Below are 16,998 nucleotides of genomic sequence, written 5' to 3'. Positions count from 1 at the left end.
CCAGGGATACATTACCCCACGCGTTGCGGATTTTCACATCGTCGCGCCCCTGGCCGCCCGCCGCGCAGGAACACCGGCGCGAGGGGTGCCGCGGCGTCGTCGTCCGCCCGGGGAGAGCCCGCTCACGCGGCGGGCCGCCCCCGGAGGTTTCCAGGAACGGCCCGCCGCGCGAGAGGGAGCTCAGCGCCGGCGCTGGCGCTTCTCCCGCACACGCATGCTGACCTCCAGCGGGGTGCCCTCGAAACCGAAGGTCTCGCGGATGCGGCGCTGGATGAACCGGCGGTAGCCGGGATCCAGGAAGCCCGTGGTGAACAGCACGAACTTGGGCGGCCGGGAGGCCACCTGCGTGCCGAACAGGATGCGGGGCTGCTTGCCGCCGCGCACGGGGTGCGGGTGGGCGGCCACGATCTCCCCCAGGAACGCGTTGAGGCGCCCGGTGGGGATGCGGCGGTCCCACGAGTCCAGGGACGTGTGCAGCGCGGGGACCAGCTTGTCCTTGTGCCACCCGGTCTTCGCGGACATGTTGACCCGTGGGGCCCAGGAGACGTGCGCGAGGTCCCGTTCGATCTCGCGCTCCAGGTAGAAGCGGCGCTCGTCGTCCAGGGTGTCCCACTTGTTGAACGCGAGCACCAGGGCGCGCCCGGAGTCCACGGCCAGCTGCAGGATGCGCACGTCCTGCTCGGAGAGCACCTCATCCACGGCGAGCAGCACCACGGCCACCTCGGCGCGCTCCAGAGCGGTCTGCGTGCGCAGGGACGCGTAGAAGTCCGCGCCCTGCTGCAGGTGCACGCGGCGGCGGATGCCTGCGGTGTCGATGAAGCGCCACGGCTCGCCGCCGAGCATCACGATCTCGTCCACGGGGTCGCGGGTGGTGCCCGCGGTCTCGTCCACGACCACGCGGTCGGAGCCGGCCAGCTTGTTCAGCAGCGAGGACTTGCCCACGTTCGGACGTCCGATCAGCGCCACGCGGCGCGGACCGCCCTCGAGCTCGGCCTCGGCCACTTCGGAGAACTCGGGCAGCGCGTTGACGAGGGCGTCCAGCGCGTCGCCGGAGCCCTTGCCGTGCAGCGCGGACACCGGGAACGGCTCCCCCATGCCCAGGGACCACAGCGCGGTGGCCTCGATCTCCAGCTGCGGGGAGTCCGCCTTGTTCGCCACCACGATGATGGGCTTCTTCACGCGGCGCAGCATGTTCACCACGGCCTCGTCGGTCGAGGTCACGCCCACGGTCACGTCCAGCACGAGCAGCACCGCGTCCGCGTTCTCCACGGCGAGCTCCGCCTGGTCCGCCACGCGCTTGTGGATGCCCTTGGCGTCCTGCTCCCAGCCGCCGGTGTCCACCAGGGTGAAGTTCTTGCCGTTCCACTCCGCCTTGTAGGACACGCGGTCCCGGGTCACACCCGGGGTGTCCTCCACCACGGCCTCGCGGCGGCCGATCACGCGGTTGACCAGCGTGGACTTGCCCACGTTGGGGCGTCCCACCACGGCCACCACGGGATCGGGGCGGCGCGCGGCGCGCTCGTCCTCGCCGTCGATCCAGTCCGCGAGCAGCGCGGCGTCCTCGTCGTCCAGCTCGTAGTCGGCCAGTCCCTCGCGCAGGGCGCGGGCGCGGGCCTCGGCCTCGGTGTCGTCGATCGCGGCCAGGCGCTCGGAGATGTCCTCGTTGCCCCCGCCCAGCACGGACTGCTCGTAGGAGTCCACCGTGGGCTCGTCGGGTGCGCTCATGGTTGCCTCGCTTCCTCGGGGGCGTCTGCGCCCGTCTCGTCGGGGGCCTCGGTGGTCCCCTCGTATGTCGTGTCCGTGGCGCGGATGACCAGGTCGATCACGCCCTGCACGGTCTGCTCCATGCTCAGCTCGGACGAGTCCAGCAGGTGCACGCCGTCCTGCGCGCTGGTGAAGTCCACCACGGTGGAGTCCTTCGCGTCACGGCCCACCACCTGCGCCTCCAGGTTCGACGACGCCGCCGCGCCCAGCTGCCTGCCGCGGCGCGCCAGCCGCGCGGCCTCGGATGCGGTGAGCAGGATCCGCACGTCCGCGTCCGGGGCCACCACGGTGGTGATGTCCCGGCCCTCGGCGACGATCCGCTCGCCGCTGTCCCGGATGATGTCCCGCTGCATGCGCACCAGCACCTCCCGGGCGGGCACCACCGTGGAGACCTTGGAGACGTTGTCGGTGACCAGGTCACCGCGGATCGCGGCGCGGACGTCCTCCCCGTTGACCAGGATGCGCTCCTCGTCCGGGTCGGTGCCCAGCTCCAGGGGGACGGTCTCGGTGGCCGCGACGACCGCCTCGTGGTCCTCGAAGCTCACGCCCGAGTCCAGGCACCACCACGTCACCGCCCGGTACATGGCGCCGGTGTCCAGGTAGGCCAGTCCGAAGCGGCGGGCCACCTCCTTGGACACCGAGGACTTCCCGGAGCCCGAGGGACCGTCGATCGCGATCACCAGCCGTGCGTTCTCGTCCCGTGCATTCATCACTGCACCACCTTCCAGCCGCGTGTCTGCAGCTCCTCCACCAGGTCCGCGTGCCGGCTCGGTTCCACCGATGCCGTCACCAGACCCACGGGCTGCCCGGGCGAGTGCTCCAGGCGCATGTCCTCCAGGTTGACCCCGATCTCCCCGATCTCCGTGAGCAGCCGGGCGATCTGCCCGGGGGTGTCGTCCACGGCCACGGTCAGGGTGGCGAAGGCCGTGGGCGCACCGCCGTGCTTGCCGGGGATCCGGGCCCGGCCCGCATTGCCCTCGGCCATCAGCCGGGCGATGTCCAGGCGGGCGCCGTCCGCCCCCGGGCGCTCGAGCGTGGCGATCAGCCGCTCGAGGTCCGCGCGCACCGCGTGCAGGGAGTCGAGGACGGGCTGTGCGTTCGCGGCGAGGATCTGCACCCACAGCCCGGGGTCCGAGCCCGCGATCCGGGTGGTGTCCCGCAGCCCCTGCCCCGCCAGGGACAAGTGGTGCAGCGGGGTGTCCTGCAGCCGGGAGGCCAGCAGCGAGGACATCACCTGCGGCAGGTGGGAGATCAGTGCCACGGTCTCGTCGTGCTCCCGCGGCTCCATCACGGTCACGGTCGCCCCGAGATCCACCGCGAGGTTCCTGGCCGCGGCGATCGCGGCCGCTCCCGTGTCCTCACCGGGGGAGATGACCCACGGCATGGATGTGAACAGCTCACCGCGGGCGGCCACCGGACCGGACTTCTCCCGTCCGGCCATGGGATGGGTTCCCACGTAGCGGGTGAGATCCGCACCCGCTGCCCGCACGGCGTCGAGCACCGGGGCCTTCACGGAGGCGATGTCCAGCACCACGGCGTCCGGGTGCTCGGTGAGCGCCCGGACCACGAGCTCGGCCACCACGTCCGGCGGGGCGGCCACCACCACGAGCGCGGGCTCGGGCAGCACCGCGCCGGCTGCGAGCGCGGCCCGCTCGGAGCGCCCGGCCCCGATGTCCTGGGCCACGGCCTCCGTGGTGGGCGAGGAGTCGCGGAGCACCACCTCCACGCCCAGGTGGCGCAGCCCCAGCCCGATGCTCGCACCGAGCAGGCCGGAACCGATCACCAGGACGGGCCCGGCGCTCGCGGCGGTCGTCGGAACCACGCTCACATCCCCACGGACGCGAGGAGGTTGCCCACCTCGGTGTGCGAGAGCTTGCGGATGGTGCCCTGGCGCTGGTCGCCGATCGCGATGGGCCCCACGTGGGTGCGGGCGAGCTTCTCCACGGGGTGGTTCACGGCGTCGAACATGCGGCGCACGATCCGGTTGCGCCCCGTGTGCAGCACCACCTCGATGAGCACGTGCCCGGGGGTGGAGTCCACCAGGCGGAAGTCGTCCACCTTGGCAATGCCGTCCTCCAGGCGGATGCCCTCCTTCATCTGGTTGCCGATGCCCTTCTCCACGGGTCCGTGGACCTGGACCATGTAGCGCTTGGGCACCTCGTAGGAGGGGTGGGTCAGGCGGTTGGTGAGCTCGCCGTCGTTGGTGAGCAGCAGCAGACCCTCGGTCTCCACGTCCAGGCGGCCCACGTGGAACACGCGCTCGTGCTTGCGGGGGTCCAGGTAGTCGCTCACGCAGCGGCGGCCGTCCGGGTCCTCCATGGTGGAGACCACCCCGGCGGGCTTGTTGAACGCGTAGTACACGAGCTTCTCGTCCGTCTGGAGGCGCATGCCGTCCACGTGCACGGCCTGCAGCGCCGGGTCCACGCGGACACCGAGCTCCGTGACGATCTCCCCGTCCACGCTCACGCGGCCGTCCTGGATCATCTCCTCGCACACGCGGCGGCTGGCCACACCGGCCTGCGCCATGAGCTTCTGCAGCCGCACGCCGTTCTCGTCGTGCACCTCGAGCCGGTCCACGGGCGGGTTCTTCGGGCGACGCCGCCGGTGCGGACCGTGCTCCTTGATCGCCGAGGCACGGCGTTCGTACTTGTCCACGCCCGCGAACGCGCGGGGTTTCTGAGGGCCCTTCTGCCCGGCGGAGGCCTTGGGCCTGCCCGGCCCCTGGGCGGGTCCCTTGCCCGGTCCCTTGCCGCGACCGGCGGCCGGGCCCTTGGAGTTCCCGCGGCCACCGGCGGCGTCGCCGGACCTCGGCCCGGAGCGGAAGCCGCCCTTGGGCCCCGATTTCGAGCCCTTGCCGCGGCCCTGCGGCCCGCGGGCGCCTCCGCCGCGGGGAGAGTTGCCGTGTGATGGTGCCATGCGTCGATCAGTCCTCTATGTCGTCGAGTTGGTCGGTTCCGGGCAGCAGGGGTGCGATGTCCGGGAGCTCGTCCAGCGAGCCGAGACCGAGTTTTTCCAGGAAGAGCGGGGTGGTGGAGTACAGGACGGAGCCGGACGACTCGTCCCGATCGTGCGCCGAGAGCAGTCCGCGCTGCACCAGGGTGCGCACCACGCCGTCCACGTTCACGCCGCGGATGGCGGAGACCCGGGAGCGGGACACCGGCTGCAGGTAGGCCACCACGGCGAGCGTCTCCAGCGCGGCCTGCGAGAGCCGTGAGCTGCTGCCCTCCACCACGAAGTCCGTGACCAGCTGGGCGTGGTCGCTGCGGGAGTAGATGCGCCAGCCACCGGCCACCTCGCGCAGTTCGAAGCCCCGGACACGGGCAGCCGTGGGGGCGGGATCATCCCGGTCCGCGCGCGTGGCCGACCGTCCATCATAACCCGTACCGCTCGCCTCGTTCGGGGGCGCGGGGGTGTTTCCGATCACCCCGTCGTACTCCGCCTTCAGGTGCTCCAGGGCGCTGCGCACGCGGTGGACGGGCTCACCCGTGACGCGGGCGAACTCCTCCGCCCGCACCGGGGCCGCCGCGACCATGAGCACCGCTTCCAGCGCGGCACGCAGGTCCCGGGGTGGCTCCCCACGGGGCGCGTCGTCGTTCGCGGAGCCCTCGGGCGGGCTGTGCATCATGCGTTCTGTGGGGCTCGGGTCCGCCACGCGGTCATCATCTCCTTCGGTACGGTTCACACCGATCCTGTGCGGGAGTCATTCTCCCAGGTTTTCACCGTCCGTGCGCTCCGGCACCACGGGCTCCGCGCCCGCGTACTCGCTGCTCAGGGTCTGCGCGGACCAGTCCTGCGGACCGTCCCACCGCACGAGCAGCGGGCCGAGCACCTCGTCCTGGTGCAGACGCACCACGCGGTCCCGGTACATCTCCAGCAGCGCGAGGAAACGCACCACGACCACCAGGGTGGACCCGGCGTCCGCGATGAGCGAGTGGAACGTGTGGTCCGCACCGTCCCGCAGGACGAGCGCCAGGGTCTCGGCCTCGTCCGCGACCCTCACCTGCGCGCCGTGCAGGTGGGCGACGTCCACCTGCTGGGGCACGTGGCGCTCCGGGTCGAGCGCCGCGACCGCCAGGTGGGCGAGCTGATCCGGGGTGAGGGTCCAGGTCAGCGGGGGCAGCGCCGTGGTCACCGCGGGGTCCAGGTCCACCTGGCGCGGGATCCGGACGGACTCGGCCGCGAAGCGCACGTTGAGCTGCCCCGCCACCTCCTTGAATGCCTTGTACTGCAGCAGCCGGGCGAACAGCAGGTCGCGGGCCTCCAGGAGTTCGACGTCGTACTCGTCCTCCACCTCGCCGCGCGGCAGCAGCCGTGCGGCCTTGAGGTCCAGCAGGGTGGCCGCGACCACCAGGAACTCGCTCGCCTCGTCCAGGGCCTTGGGCGAGGCGCTGTCCTGCAGCGCGCGCACGTACCGGATGAACTCGTCCGTGACCACCGACAGCGACACCTCGGTGATGTCCATCTCGTGCTTGGCGATCAGGGACAGCAGGACGTCGAACGGGCCCTGGAAGTTCTCCAGGGCCACGGTGAAGCCGCCGCGCGTGCCGTCCTGGGACGAGGTGCTCGCGTCCGGCGCGGCGGCCAGCTCGACGACGGCGCTCACGCGCCCTGCCGCTGCCGGGTCCCGCGGCTCACGGTGCGCCGCCGCGCGAGATCAGCTCCCGCGCGAGCTGCCGGTAGGACTCCGCGCCCGGGTGGTTGGTGGCGAAGTTCAGGATGGGTTCGGCGGCCACGGTGGCGTCCGGGAACTTCACGGTGCGCTTGATGACGGTGTCGAAGACCTTGTCCCCGAACGCGTCCACGATCCGCGCGATCACCTCGCGCGAGTGCAGGGTGCGGGAGTCGAACATCGTGGCCAGCACGCCGTCGATCTGTAGCTTGGGGTTGATCCGGTCCTGCACCTTGGAGATGGAGTCCACCAGCAGGGCCACCGCGCGCAGCGCGAAGAACTCGCAGATCAGCGGGATGATCACGCCGTGGGACGCGGTCAGCGCGTTGACCGTGAGCAGGCCCAGGGAGGGCTGGCAGTCGATCAGGATGACGTCGTAGTAGTCCTCCACCTTGCGCAGCGCGGAGGCCAGCACCTGTTCGCGGGCCACCTCGTTGACCAGCTGCACCTCCGCGGCGGAGAGGTCGATGTTGGCGGGCAGCAGGTCCACGTTCTCCACGTGGGTCTGCTGCACCACGTCCCACACGTCCACGGAGCGGTCCATCATCACGTTGTAGACCGTGAGGTCCAGCTCGTGGGGGTTGGAGCCGAAGCCCGCGGACAGCGCGCCCTGGGGGTCGAAGTCCACCAGCAGAACCTTGCGGCCCAGCTCCGCGAGCGCGGCGCCCAGGTTGATGGTGGAGGTGGTCTTGCCCACCCCGCCCTTCTGATTGACCATCGCGATGATGCGCGCCGGGCCGTGCGTGGAGAGCTCGGGCGGGTCCGGGAAGGTCCGCACGGGGCGGCCGGTGGGGCCCACGGCGTCCGACACCGCGGCCTGGGTCTGCTGGGGCCTCTCATCACTGGCGTTGCTCACGGGCGACGGCCTTCCTTCCTGGGCGGGGAACACGGGTCTCACCGGCCTACCCTACCGCCCACGTGCGCTCCCACCGCTCATGCTCCCGCGGGCGGGCACCCGAGGACGGAGCGCCCCCGACGCGCGCGGAGCCGGCGGAGGCTTACGGTCCCCGGTCTGCGCCCCCGGCGCGGGTCAGCGCGCGCGGTCGGAGGCGAGAAGCGCACGGTCGTCGCGCGCCGCAGCGTCGTCCCCGGCACCCTCGGCGCGTTCCGCGGGAGCGCGCTCCACCCGGGGGCGGGCCGCAGCCAGCAGGCACGCGGCCGTCACCACGGCCAGCGCCGCGGGCACCCCGCGGTTGACGAAGAACGCGTGGATCTGCGAGTGGTTGCTCACCGCCGTGTACCAGAACGGGACCACCGCCGCGGGCAAGCTCAGCACCGCCGCTACGCCCCACCGGGCAATGCCGCCGCGGCGCGCCGCGAGCAGCAGCCCCACCAGCACGGCGAGCACGCAGCCGGTCAGCACCAGGTGCGACGTGGGCACGTGGGCCCACCAGTAGGACACATTGCGCGTGACGCCCGCGCCGAAGGCGTCCGACACGCCCGCCCAGTTCCCCGAGGTGCGGAAGCCCACGTTCTGCTTCACCATGGCCACGGTCCGGTCGAGCCCGAGGAACGCGGCACCGAACACCCATCGGGACACCCAGGTGAACGCGAAGGCGAAGCCCCACCCCACGGCGCCCAGGACACCCCACAGCGCCGCCGCCCGCAGGTCGCGTGCGCCGTACCAGACCGCCGCCGCGAGCGTGAACGCCGACAGCGCCCAGGGAATCGCGGGGGTGGTCAGCAGGTCCACGTAGCAGAACAGTCCGGCCCCCACCACGGCGCCGATCAGCCCGAGGTAGCGGCTGCGTCCTGCTCCCACCGCGGTCAGGACCACCGACAGGAGAATGAAGGCGATGGAGATCGACTGGCTGAACGACGTCGACGGCGTGGAGAGCATGTTGGTCCCCGCCACCAGTGGCAGCAGCAGGCCCGTCGCGACGGCCGTGGTGGTGCGTGCCCGCACCGCGAGGAAGGCCCCGAGGAGACACGCGATCATGAGCGTCCCGGAGGCGATCCGCAGCCCGTCCATTCCGGCGACGGCGAGGACGGGTCGGGTGAACACGGTGTAGCCCGCCCAGTACTTGTAGTAGTCCATGTCTGCGAAGACCTTGCCGGCGGCCACGGCCTTCACGTCCGCGGCGCCGCCGTCGCAGTTGCCGATCCGCGGCATGCGGGCGGCCCGGCTGCGGGCGGACTCCTCCGGGTCCGCACCAAGCCCCGTGCCCACCACCACGCACTCCGTGAACGTGTCGGACTGGGTGCCCATCCGGTCCGGGATCGCGCTGGGGCCGTAGGTCCCCTCCTTGATCGCGCTCAGGAGGTTGTCCACGATCGGCTTGTCGGGAACGGTCTGGCCCACCACCAGCAGGCCCATGAGCACGAACTGCAGTGCGACGAGGACGGCGAGGGCGCGGGCCGTCAGGCGGAGCCAACCGCGGGTGGGCCGGGCGTTCACGGCTGTCGAACCCATCACAGACCTGCTTCCTCCGCGGTTTCCCGCCGCAGCCGGGCCCCGCTGTCGTGCATCGACGGAACCGTCGAGCCGCTCCCGGGCGCGGCGCGGTGGGCGGCCGATGTGTCCGGGGAGCTCGAAGCACTCGGGGAGATCGGGGAACTCGGGACGAAAGGGGGCGCCGCGAGCCGGAGGTAGAACAACCGGGACGTCTCACGCCGGGACATGACCAGCCCGTTGAGCAGCACACCCAGGACCAGGAAGACCCCCGCCAGGATCATCAGCGCCGCGGAGAGCAGCGCGGTGGGCAGACGCGGCACCAGGCCCGTCCGGGCGAACTCCCACACCACGGGCAGACCCAGCACCAGGGCCGCGACGCCGAGCACCACGGCGAACAGACCGTTGACCAGCAGCGGCCGCTCGAGGAACAGCAGCTGGGAGAGGATGCGCAGGATCCGGAACCCGTCGTGGTAGGTCCGCAACTTGCTCTCCGTGCCCGCCGCACGGTCCCGGAATCCCACGGGCACCTCCACCTGGGGGACCCGGGCGTTGACGGCGTGGATCGTCAGCTCCGTCTCGATCTCGAACTCCCTGGACAGCGCCGGGAACGACTTCACGAACCGTCGCGAGAAGACGCGGTAGCCGCTGAGCATGTCGGTGACCTCGCGCCGGAACGCGAAACTGACCATGCCGTTAAAGGCGCGGTTGCCGGACTCGTGGCCCGCCCGGTACGCGGTGGTCGAGACCTGGCGCCGCACACCCAGGACGTGGTCGTACGGCCCGGACAGCAGCGTGGCGATCATCGCCGGAGCGTCCGCCACGTCGTAGGTGTCGTCCCCGTCGATCAGCAGGTAGACATCGGCGTCGAGGTCCGCGAAGGCCCGGCGCACCACGTTGCCCTTGCCCTTCTCCGTCTCGAGGCGCACGTGTGCTCCCGCCGCACGCGCGACCTCCGCGGTGCAGTCCGTCGAGCAGTTGTCGTAGACGTACACCTCCGCGGCGGGGAGGTGCTGGTGGAGATCGGCCACGACCTTGCCGATGGCCGCTTCCTCGTTGTGGCACGGGACGATGGCCACCACCGAGGGTGTTGGGGGGATGTGCACGGGGGATCCTGAGGGCTTGGGGGGAGTGAGCAGAGGCGGACATCAGTGTAGGGCACACGGGGCGGGCGCACCGTTCGGTGGGCGCCCGCCCCGGTGAGCTGCGATCGGCGAGCTGCGGCCGGGTGCCGAGGTGAGCGGCGGTGTCAGCGCTCGGGCGATGCCGCGTACCCGCCGCCCCCGGGCCGGGATCCCTCCGTGTCCGCGGCCGTGGACACGGCGTGCGGGTCCGCGGACAGCGTCGTCTCGTCGAACGGATCCGCGCCCGAGAGCACCCGCTGGACGCGCTGCTTGTCCACTTCCCTGACCCAGGTGCCGAGCACGAGGGTCGCCACGGCGTTGCCGGAGAAGTTGGTGAGCGCCCGGGCCTCGGACATGAAGCGGTCGATGCCCACGATCAGGTCCACGCCGTCCAGCAGGTCCGGGCGGTGGGACTGCAGGCCGGCGGCGAGCGTGGCGATGCCCGCCCCCGTGACCCCGGCCGCGCCCTTGGACGCGATGATCATGAACAGCAGCAGCGTGATCTGCTCGCCGAGGGCCATGGGCTTGCCCATGGCGTCCGCCACGAACAGCGCACCCATGGTCAGGTAGATCGCGGTGCCGTCCAGGTTGAACGAGTACCCGGTGGGCACCACGATGCCCACCACGGGCTTGGAGACGCCCAGGTGCTCCATCTTGGCGATCAGACGCGGCAGCGCGGCCTCGGACGAGGAGGTGGAGAAGATCAGCAGGTATTCCCGACCCAGGTACTTCATGAGCGAGAAGATGCTCACCCCGGTCACGAGCTTCAGGATCAGGCCCAGGACCACCACGATGAACAGGATGCAGGTGATGTAGAACGCCACCATGAGCCCCAGCAGCGAGAACACGGCCTTCATGCCGGTCGCGCCGACCACGGCGGCGATCGCCCCGAAGGCGCCGATGGGGGCGAGCCACATGATCATGGCCAGCAGCTTGAACACGACGGCCTGCAGGTAGCCCACGGCCTTGAGCACGGGCTGGCCCGCCGAGCCCATGGACTGCAGCGCGAAGCCCACCAGCAGCGCCACCAGCAGGGTCTGCAGGATCTGACCCGAGGTCAGGGCGGAGAACAGGGTGGTGGGGATGATCCCCAGGATGAAGCCGGCGGTGCCCTCGCCGTGGCCCTCCTGCGGGCCACCGCTCAGGGCGGAGGGGTCGAAGTGGGCGTTGGCCAGGTCCAGCCCGGCGCCGGGCTGGACGATGTTGCCCACCACCAGGCCGATGGCCAGGGCGAACGTGGACATCACGATGAAGTACAGGAGGGCGAGACCGCCCACCTTGCCCACCGTGGCGGCCTTCGCCACCGAGCCCACACCCAGCACGATGGTGCAGAAGATCACCGGCGCGATGATCATCTTGATCAGCGCCACGAATCCGGTGCCGAGCGGTTTCAGTGCCACCCCCACGGACGGGAACAGCAGCCCGACCACCACGCCGAGCACCACCGCGGCGATCACCGCGATGTAGAGCCAGTGGGTGCGGTCCCGCTTCCGTGCGGCGGGTTTCGAGGTGCTGGGGCCACCCGGCGTCGGCTCTGACGCGAGGTCGTGGGTCATGGAGTGCTCCTGGAGTCTCGGGAAGGAACGGACAGACGGAATCCACCCCGGGCGCTTGCCGGGGTGGATTCCTCACATTGTGCGCCCTCGACGGGCGCCGCGAGCGCCGCACACGCCGAGCCGGGGCGGACGACGGGGCGGGGCGGACGCCGGGGCCGTGCGCGGGGGCTGGGCGGTGCGGGACCGTCAGCGCTTGGGCGCGAGCACCGCGTGCAGGGCCTCCAGCACGGAGTGGTCCTCGATCGTGGAGGGCACCGTGTACTGCTCGCCGTCCGCCATCTGGCGCATGGTCTTGCGCAGGATCTTGCCCGAGCGGGTCTTGGGCAGCGCCTCCACCACGGCCACGTCCTTGAAGTCCGCCACGGGCCCGATCTGCGAGCGCACCAGGGACACGAGGTCCTCCCGCAGCTGCTCCTGGGTGATCTGCGCCCCGGTCTTGAGGACCACGTACCCGGAGGGGCGCTGGCCCTTGAGGGGATCGTTCACGCCGATCACCGCGCACTCCGCGACGTCCGGGTGGGTGGCCACGATCTGCTCCATCTGCCCGGTGGACAGCCGGTGCCCGGAGACGTTGATGACGTCGTCGGTGCGGCCCATCACGAACACGTACCCGTTCTCGTCGATGTACCCGGAGTCACCGGTGGCGTAGTAGCCGGGGAACGCCGAGAGGTAGGAGGACACGAAGCGCTCGTCGTTGCCCCACAGGGTGCTCAGCGTGCCGGGCGGCAGGGGCAGGCGCACCGCGATGTTGCCCTCCTCCCCCGGACCCAGCGGCTCACCGATCGGGTCGAGGATCTCCACGTAGAAACCGGGCACGGGAACCGTGGGCGAGCCGGCCACGATCGGCAGCTTCTCGATGCCGAACGGGTTCGCGCAGATGGCCCACCCGGTCTCGGTCTGCCACCAGTGGTCCACCACGGGCACACCCAACACCTTCGCCGCCCAGTGGTAGGTCTCGGGGTCCAGCCGCTCCCCCGCCACGAACAGCGCCTGCAGGGAGGAGATGTCGTGCTGCTTCACGAAGTCCCCCTCGGGGTCCGCCTTGCGGATGGCCCGCAGCGCGGTGGGCGCGGTGAAGAGCACCTTGACCCCGTGCTCCTCCACCCGCTGCCAGAACGCCCCGGCGTCCGGGGTGCCCACGGGCTTGCCCTCGTAGACCACCGTGGTGGCCCCGGCCAGCAGCGGCGCGTAGACGATGTAGGAGTGGCCCACCACCCAGCCGACATCCGAGGCCGTCCACATCACGTCCCCGGCGCCGACGTCGTAGATGTTGGCCATGGACCAGCTCAGGGCCACCGCGTGGCCGCCGTTGTCGCGCACCACTCCCTTGGGCTTGCCCGTGGTCCCGGAGGTGTAGAGGATGTAGAGCGGATCGGTGGCGGCCACCGTCACGGGCTCCGCGGGCGCCACACCGTCCTGCGCCTCGGCCCACGACAGCCACGCCGGGCCACCCTGGCCCTGCGCGCGCTCGCGGGCGTCCGCCACGGTCGTCTCGAAACCGTCCCGCTCGTGCACAAGCACCGCCGACGGCGCGTGCTCGCTGCTGCGCAGCGCCTCCTCGATGGCGGGCAGGTACTCGATCCGCCGCTTGGGCTCCACGCCCCCGGAGGCGGTGACCACGGCCACGGGCCGGGAGTCGTCGATGCGACTGGCCAGCTCCCGGGGCGCGAAGCCGCCGAAGACCACCGAGTGCACGGCACCGAGACGCGCGCACGCGAGCATCGCGATCACGGACTCCGCGATCATGGGCATGTAGAGCAGCACGCGGTCGCCCTTGCCGACCCCCTGGACGGCGAGCGCGCCGGCGAAGCGGGCCACCCGCTCCTGCAGCTCCGCGTAGCTGATGTGCTCCTGAATCCCCAGCACCGCGGAGTCGTAGATCAGCGCGGTGCGCTCCCCGTGCCCGGCCGCCACGTGGCGGTCCACGGCGTTGACGCACGTGTTCAGCTCGCCGTCCGGGAACCAGCGGTAGATGGGGGCGGTGGAGTCGTCCAGGGCCCGCGTGGGCGGGGTGACCCAGTCCACGGCGGCCGCGGCGTCCAGCCAGAACTTCTCGGGATCGTCCACGCTGGCGCGGTAGACGGATTCGTAGGTGGGCTGCGTCATGGCTTCCTCCGGAGGTGGTCCTGGGGCGGGCTTCGGCGTAGGTTCAGTCTAGTGTCCTGGGTCACACGCGACAAGGGCTCTGTATACACGAATGGCATTGACCCGCATCTCGACCCCGGAGTTCTTGGAGCTTGCCGCTCCGGTGTATACACTGGGACCGTTCCACACGTCAGGAGGAGTCATGCGAGCAGGTGAGCGCGCGTACCGCGAGCTGCGGGCGGACATCGTGTCCTGGCGGCTCACACCGGGGCAGGTGCTCGGTGAGGTCGACCTCTCGGAACGCCTCGGCATCTCCCGCACCCCGGTGCGCGAGGCCCTGTCCCGGCTCACCGCGGACGGGCTGACCGAGCCGCACAGCGGGCGCGGCGTCGTCGTCAGTGCCATCTCCGGCGAGGACGTCCGTGCGCTCTACGAGCTGCGGGACACCCTGGACTGCCGCGCCGCGGAGCTCGCGGCCCTGCGCGGGAACCGGGAGACCTTCCGGCAGCTCGCGGACGAGCTGTCCCACGCCGCGGAGCGGCTCTCCGACGATCCCGACCACGTGGCGTACTACGCGCTCGTGGACCGCATGGACGCGGAGATCGACGCCGCCGCGCAGAACCCGTACCTGCAGCAGGCGCTCGCCAACGTCCGGCTGCACCTGGCCCGCGTGCGCCGGCTGTCCACCTCCAACCCCGCGCGCCTGGCCGTGGCGGCCGCCGAGCACGAGGCGATCGCCCGCGCGATCACCGAGGGGGAACCCGCCCTGGCCGTCGCCACCACCCGGGTGCACCTGAGGAACGCGCTGAGCAACGCCATGCGCACCCCCGAGCTCGCCCCGGTGAGTCCCGTGGCCTCCTGAACCGGCTCAGGCCGCCCCACAACCGTCCGAGATCCCAGAACTCCGTATCGAAAGGAACGCCCGTGACCGTCACACACACCGTGCGCACGTACTCGTCCAAGGAGGAGCTGCCCCGCGAGGAGCAGCTCGCCCACAAGCTCGCCGCCGTGGCCGCGGATCCCGTGGCCGTGGAGTCCGAGGTGACGGACATGGTGATCAACCGGATCATCGACAACGCCTCCGTGGCCATCGCGTCCCTCAACCGCGGCCCGATCGTCTCGGCCCGCTCCCAAGCCCTGTGCCACAAGGTGGTCCCGAACGGCGGGTTCTCCGGCCAGGGCGCGCTGCTCTACGGCGCACCCGAGGACGACGCCGCCGTCTCGCCCGAGTGGGCCGCGTGGGCCAACGGCGTGGCCGTGCGCGAGCTGGACTACCACGACACCTTCCTCTCCGCCGAGTACTCGCACCCCGGTGACAACATCCCGCCGATCCTCGCCGTGGCCCAGCACGTGGGCAGCAACGGCGAGGACCTGGTCCGCGCGATCGCCACCGGCTACGAGATCCAGGTGGACCTCGTGAAGGGCATCTGCCTGCACGAGCACAAGATCGACCACATCGCGCACATCGGCCCGTCGGCGTCCGCCGGCATCGGCACGCTGCTGGGGCTGGATACCGAGACGATCTTCCAGGCCATCGGCCAGGCGCTGCACACCACCACCCAGACCCGCCAGTCCCGCAAGGGCGAGATCTCCACGTGGAAGGCCCACGCCCCCGCGTTCGCCGGGAAGATGGCCGTGGAGGCCGTGGACCGTGCGATGCGCGGACAGACCTCCCCCACCCCCATCTACGAGGGTGAGGACGGCGTGATCGCGTGGCTGCTCTCGGGTCCCGAGGCCCGCTACGAGGTGGCGCTGCCCGCGCCGGGCGAGGCCAAGCGCGCCATCCTGGACACCTACACCAAGGAGCACTCCGCGGAGTACCAGGCCCAGGCGTGGATCGACCTCGCCCGCAAGCTGCACCGTGAGCACCCCGAGGTCACGGATCCGGCCAACGTGGCGTCCGTGCTCATCAAGACCTCGCACCACACCCACTACGTGATCGGATCCGGGGCCAACGACCCCCAGAAGTACGATCCCACCGCGTCCCGCGAGACCCTGGACCACTCGATCCCCTACATCTTCACGGTGGCGCTGCAGGACGGCGCGTGGCACCACGTGGACTCCTACGCCCCGGAGCGCGCCGGACGCCCGGACACCGTGGAGCTGTGGCACAAGGTCACCACGCAGGAGGATCCTGAGTGGACCCGCCGCTACCACTCCCTGGACATCTCGGAGAAGGCGTTCGGCGGCTCGGTGGAGATCACCATGACGGACGGCTCCGTGATCACGGACCAGATCGCCGTGGCGGACGCGCACCCGCTCGGGGCGCGGCCCTTCGCCCGGGAGCAGTACATCACCAAGTTCCGCACCCTCGCCGAGGGTCTGGTGGCCCCCGAGGAGATCGAGCGGTTCCTGAACACCGTGCAGCGGCTGCCGCAGCTGCAGGCCGGTGAGCTGGGACAGCTCAACATCACGGCCGCCGTGGGCCTGGAGAAGTCGCCGAAGGGAATCTTCTGATCATGCTGTACACCACCGTCACTCCCGCGCAGAAGCGCGAGCGCTTCCGTGAGCTGCTGGCCGCACCGCAGATCGCGCAGTTCCCCGGGGCGTTCACCCCGCTGTCCACCAAGCTCATCCAGGAGCAGGGCTTCGAGGGCGTCTACATCTCCGGCGGTGTGCTCGCCAACGAGCTCGGCCTGCCGGACATCGGGCTGACCACGCTCACCGAGGTGGCCACCCGCGCCGGTCAGATCGCCCGCAGCACGGACCTGCCGTGCCTCGTGGACGCCGACACCGGATTCGGGGAGCCCATGAACGTGGCGCGCACCGTGCAGGAGCTCGAGGACGCCGGGCTGGCCGGCTGCCACATCGAGGACCAGTTCAACCCCAAGCGCTGCGGCCACCTGGACGGCAAGAACGTGGTGGACACCGCCACCGCCGTCAAGCGCATCCGCGCCGCGGTGGAGGCCCGCCGGGACCCGAACTTCGTCGTCATGGCGCGCACGGACATCCGCGGCGTGGACGGTTTCGACGCCGCGGTGGAACGGGCGAAGGCCCTGGCCGATGCCGGGGCGGACGTGATCTTCCCCGAGGCCATGGCGGACCTCTCCGAGTTCGAGCGCATGGCCGAGGCCCTGGACGTCCCCGTCCTCGCGAACATGACGGAGTTCGGGAAGTCCGAGCTGTTCACCACGCAGCAGCTGCAGGACGCCGGGGTGTCCATGGTCATCTACCCCGTGTCCCTGGAACGCCAGGCCATGGGTGCCATGGAGCGGCTGCTCACCACCATCCGCGAGGACGGCACGCAGCAGGCCCAGGTGGAGAACATGCTCACCCGCAAGCGGCTCTACGAACTGGTGGACTACACCTCCTACAACCAGTTCGACTCCGGGGTCTTCAACTTCGAGGTGCCGGGCACCCCGAACTCCTGACCCCCTGTTCCCACCCCGCCTACTGTGGTGGGGTGGG

Annotated in this window: 14 protein-coding genes; 3 read left to right on the top strand and 11 right to left on the bottom strand. The window is 71.1% G+C overall.

Annotated features, from left to right (window positions below; translation table 11 throughout):
- Positions 1–180: 180 nt before the first annotated feature.
- The 11 genes from der to C1C97_RS00085 all read right to left on the bottom strand — a co-directional run bounded on the left by der (position 181) and on the right by C1C97_RS00085 (position 13,611).
- Positions 181–1,725, bottom strand: a complete 1,545-nt coding sequence (gene der, locus C1C97_RS00135) for a ribosome biogenesis GTPase Der (protein WP_121029455.1) — start codon at positions 1,723–1,725, stop codon at positions 181–183.
- Positions 1,722–2,474, bottom strand: a complete 753-nt coding sequence (gene cmk, locus C1C97_RS00130) for a (d)CMP kinase (RefSeq protein WP_110919463.1) — start codon at positions 2,472–2,474, stop codon at positions 1,722–1,724. Before cmk ends, der begins: the two co-directional genes overlap by 4 nt.
- Positions 2,474–3,592, bottom strand: coding sequence for a prephenate dehydrogenase (locus tag C1C97_RS00125; protein ID WP_121029452.1), 1,119 nt, complete (start codon positions 3,590–3,592; stop codon positions 2,474–2,476). The genes cmk and C1C97_RS00125 overlap by 1 nt, the downstream gene beginning before the upstream one ends.
- Positions 3,589–4,680: a pseudouridine synthase gene (locus C1C97_RS00120; protein ID WP_121029450.1), complete on the bottom strand. Its 1,092-nt coding sequence runs from the start codon at positions 4,678–4,680 to the stop codon at positions 3,589–3,591. The genes C1C97_RS00125 and C1C97_RS00120 overlap by 4 nt, the downstream gene beginning before the upstream one ends.
- Before the next feature lie 7 nt (positions 4,681–4,687).
- Positions 4,688–5,389: an SMC-Scp complex subunit ScpB gene (gene scpB, locus C1C97_RS00115; protein WP_407657250.1), complete on the bottom strand. Its 702-nt coding sequence runs from the start codon at positions 5,387–5,389 to the stop codon at positions 4,688–4,690.
- Positions 5,390–5,464: 75 nt separating this feature from the next.
- On the bottom strand, positions 5,465–6,367 hold the full coding sequence (locus tag C1C97_RS00110; RefSeq protein WP_407657229.1) for a segregation and condensation protein A: 903 nt from the start codon (positions 6,365–6,367) through the stop codon (positions 5,465–5,467).
- 28 nt (positions 6,368–6,395) lie between these two features.
- Positions 6,396–7,289 (bottom strand): ParA family protein, encoded by an 894-nt coding sequence (locus tag C1C97_RS00105; protein WP_121029448.1) that lies wholly within the window; start codon positions 7,287–7,289, stop codon positions 6,396–6,398.
- A gap of 174 nt (positions 7,290–7,463) precedes the next feature.
- Complete coding sequence (locus C1C97_RS00100; RefSeq protein WP_147406030.1) at positions 7,464–8,846, bottom strand: hypothetical protein; 1,383 nt, start codon at positions 8,844–8,846, stop codon at positions 7,464–7,466.
- Positions 8,846–9,931, bottom strand: a complete 1,086-nt coding sequence (locus C1C97_RS00095; protein WP_199712144.1) for a glycosyltransferase — start codon at positions 9,929–9,931, stop codon at positions 8,846–8,848. Before C1C97_RS00095 ends, C1C97_RS00100 begins: the two co-directional genes overlap by 1 nt.
- 143 nt (positions 9,932–10,074) lie before the next feature.
- Positions 10,075–11,505: a cation:dicarboxylate symporter family transporter gene (locus C1C97_RS00090; protein WP_121029444.1), complete on the bottom strand. Its 1,431-nt coding sequence runs from the start codon at positions 11,503–11,505 to the stop codon at positions 10,075–10,077.
- Positions 11,506–11,691: 186 nt separating this feature from the next.
- Positions 11,692–13,611 carry a propionyl-CoA synthetase gene (locus C1C97_RS00085; protein ID WP_121029441.1) on the bottom strand — a complete coding sequence of 640 codons (1,920 nt, stop codon included), beginning with the start codon at positions 13,609–13,611 and terminating at the stop codon, positions 11,692–11,694.
- A 181-nt stretch (positions 13,612–13,792) separates the two neighbouring features.
- Here C1C97_RS00085 and C1C97_RS00080 point away from each other — a divergent pair, with 181 nt between their 5' ends.
- The 3 genes from C1C97_RS00080 to prpB all read left to right on the top strand — a co-directional run bounded on the left by C1C97_RS00080 (position 13,793) and on the right by prpB (position 16,961).
- Positions 13,793–14,452, top strand: coding sequence for a GntR family transcriptional regulator (locus C1C97_RS00080; protein ID WP_110919470.1), 660 nt, complete (start codon positions 13,793–13,795; stop codon positions 14,450–14,452).
- Positions 14,453–14,514: 62 nt separating this feature from the next.
- Positions 14,515–16,047 (top strand): MmgE/PrpD family protein, encoded by a 1,533-nt coding sequence (locus C1C97_RS00075; protein WP_110919471.1) that lies wholly within the window; start codon positions 14,515–14,517, stop codon positions 16,045–16,047.
- A 2-nt stretch (positions 16,048–16,049) separates the two neighbouring features.
- Complete coding sequence (prpB, locus tag C1C97_RS00070; protein ID WP_121029439.1) at positions 16,050–16,961, top strand: methylisocitrate lyase; 912 nt, start codon at positions 16,050–16,052, stop codon at positions 16,959–16,961.
- Positions 16,962–16,998: the final 37 nt, after the last annotated feature.

Origin of the sequence: Kocuria tytonis, from assembly GCF_003226895.2 — a bacterium.
In the GTDB taxonomy this organism is placed as follows: Bacteria; Actinomycetota; Actinomycetes; order Actinomycetales; family Micrococcaceae; genus Kocuria; species Kocuria tytonis.
This window is presented reverse-complemented; position numbering and strand designations above follow the sequence as displayed.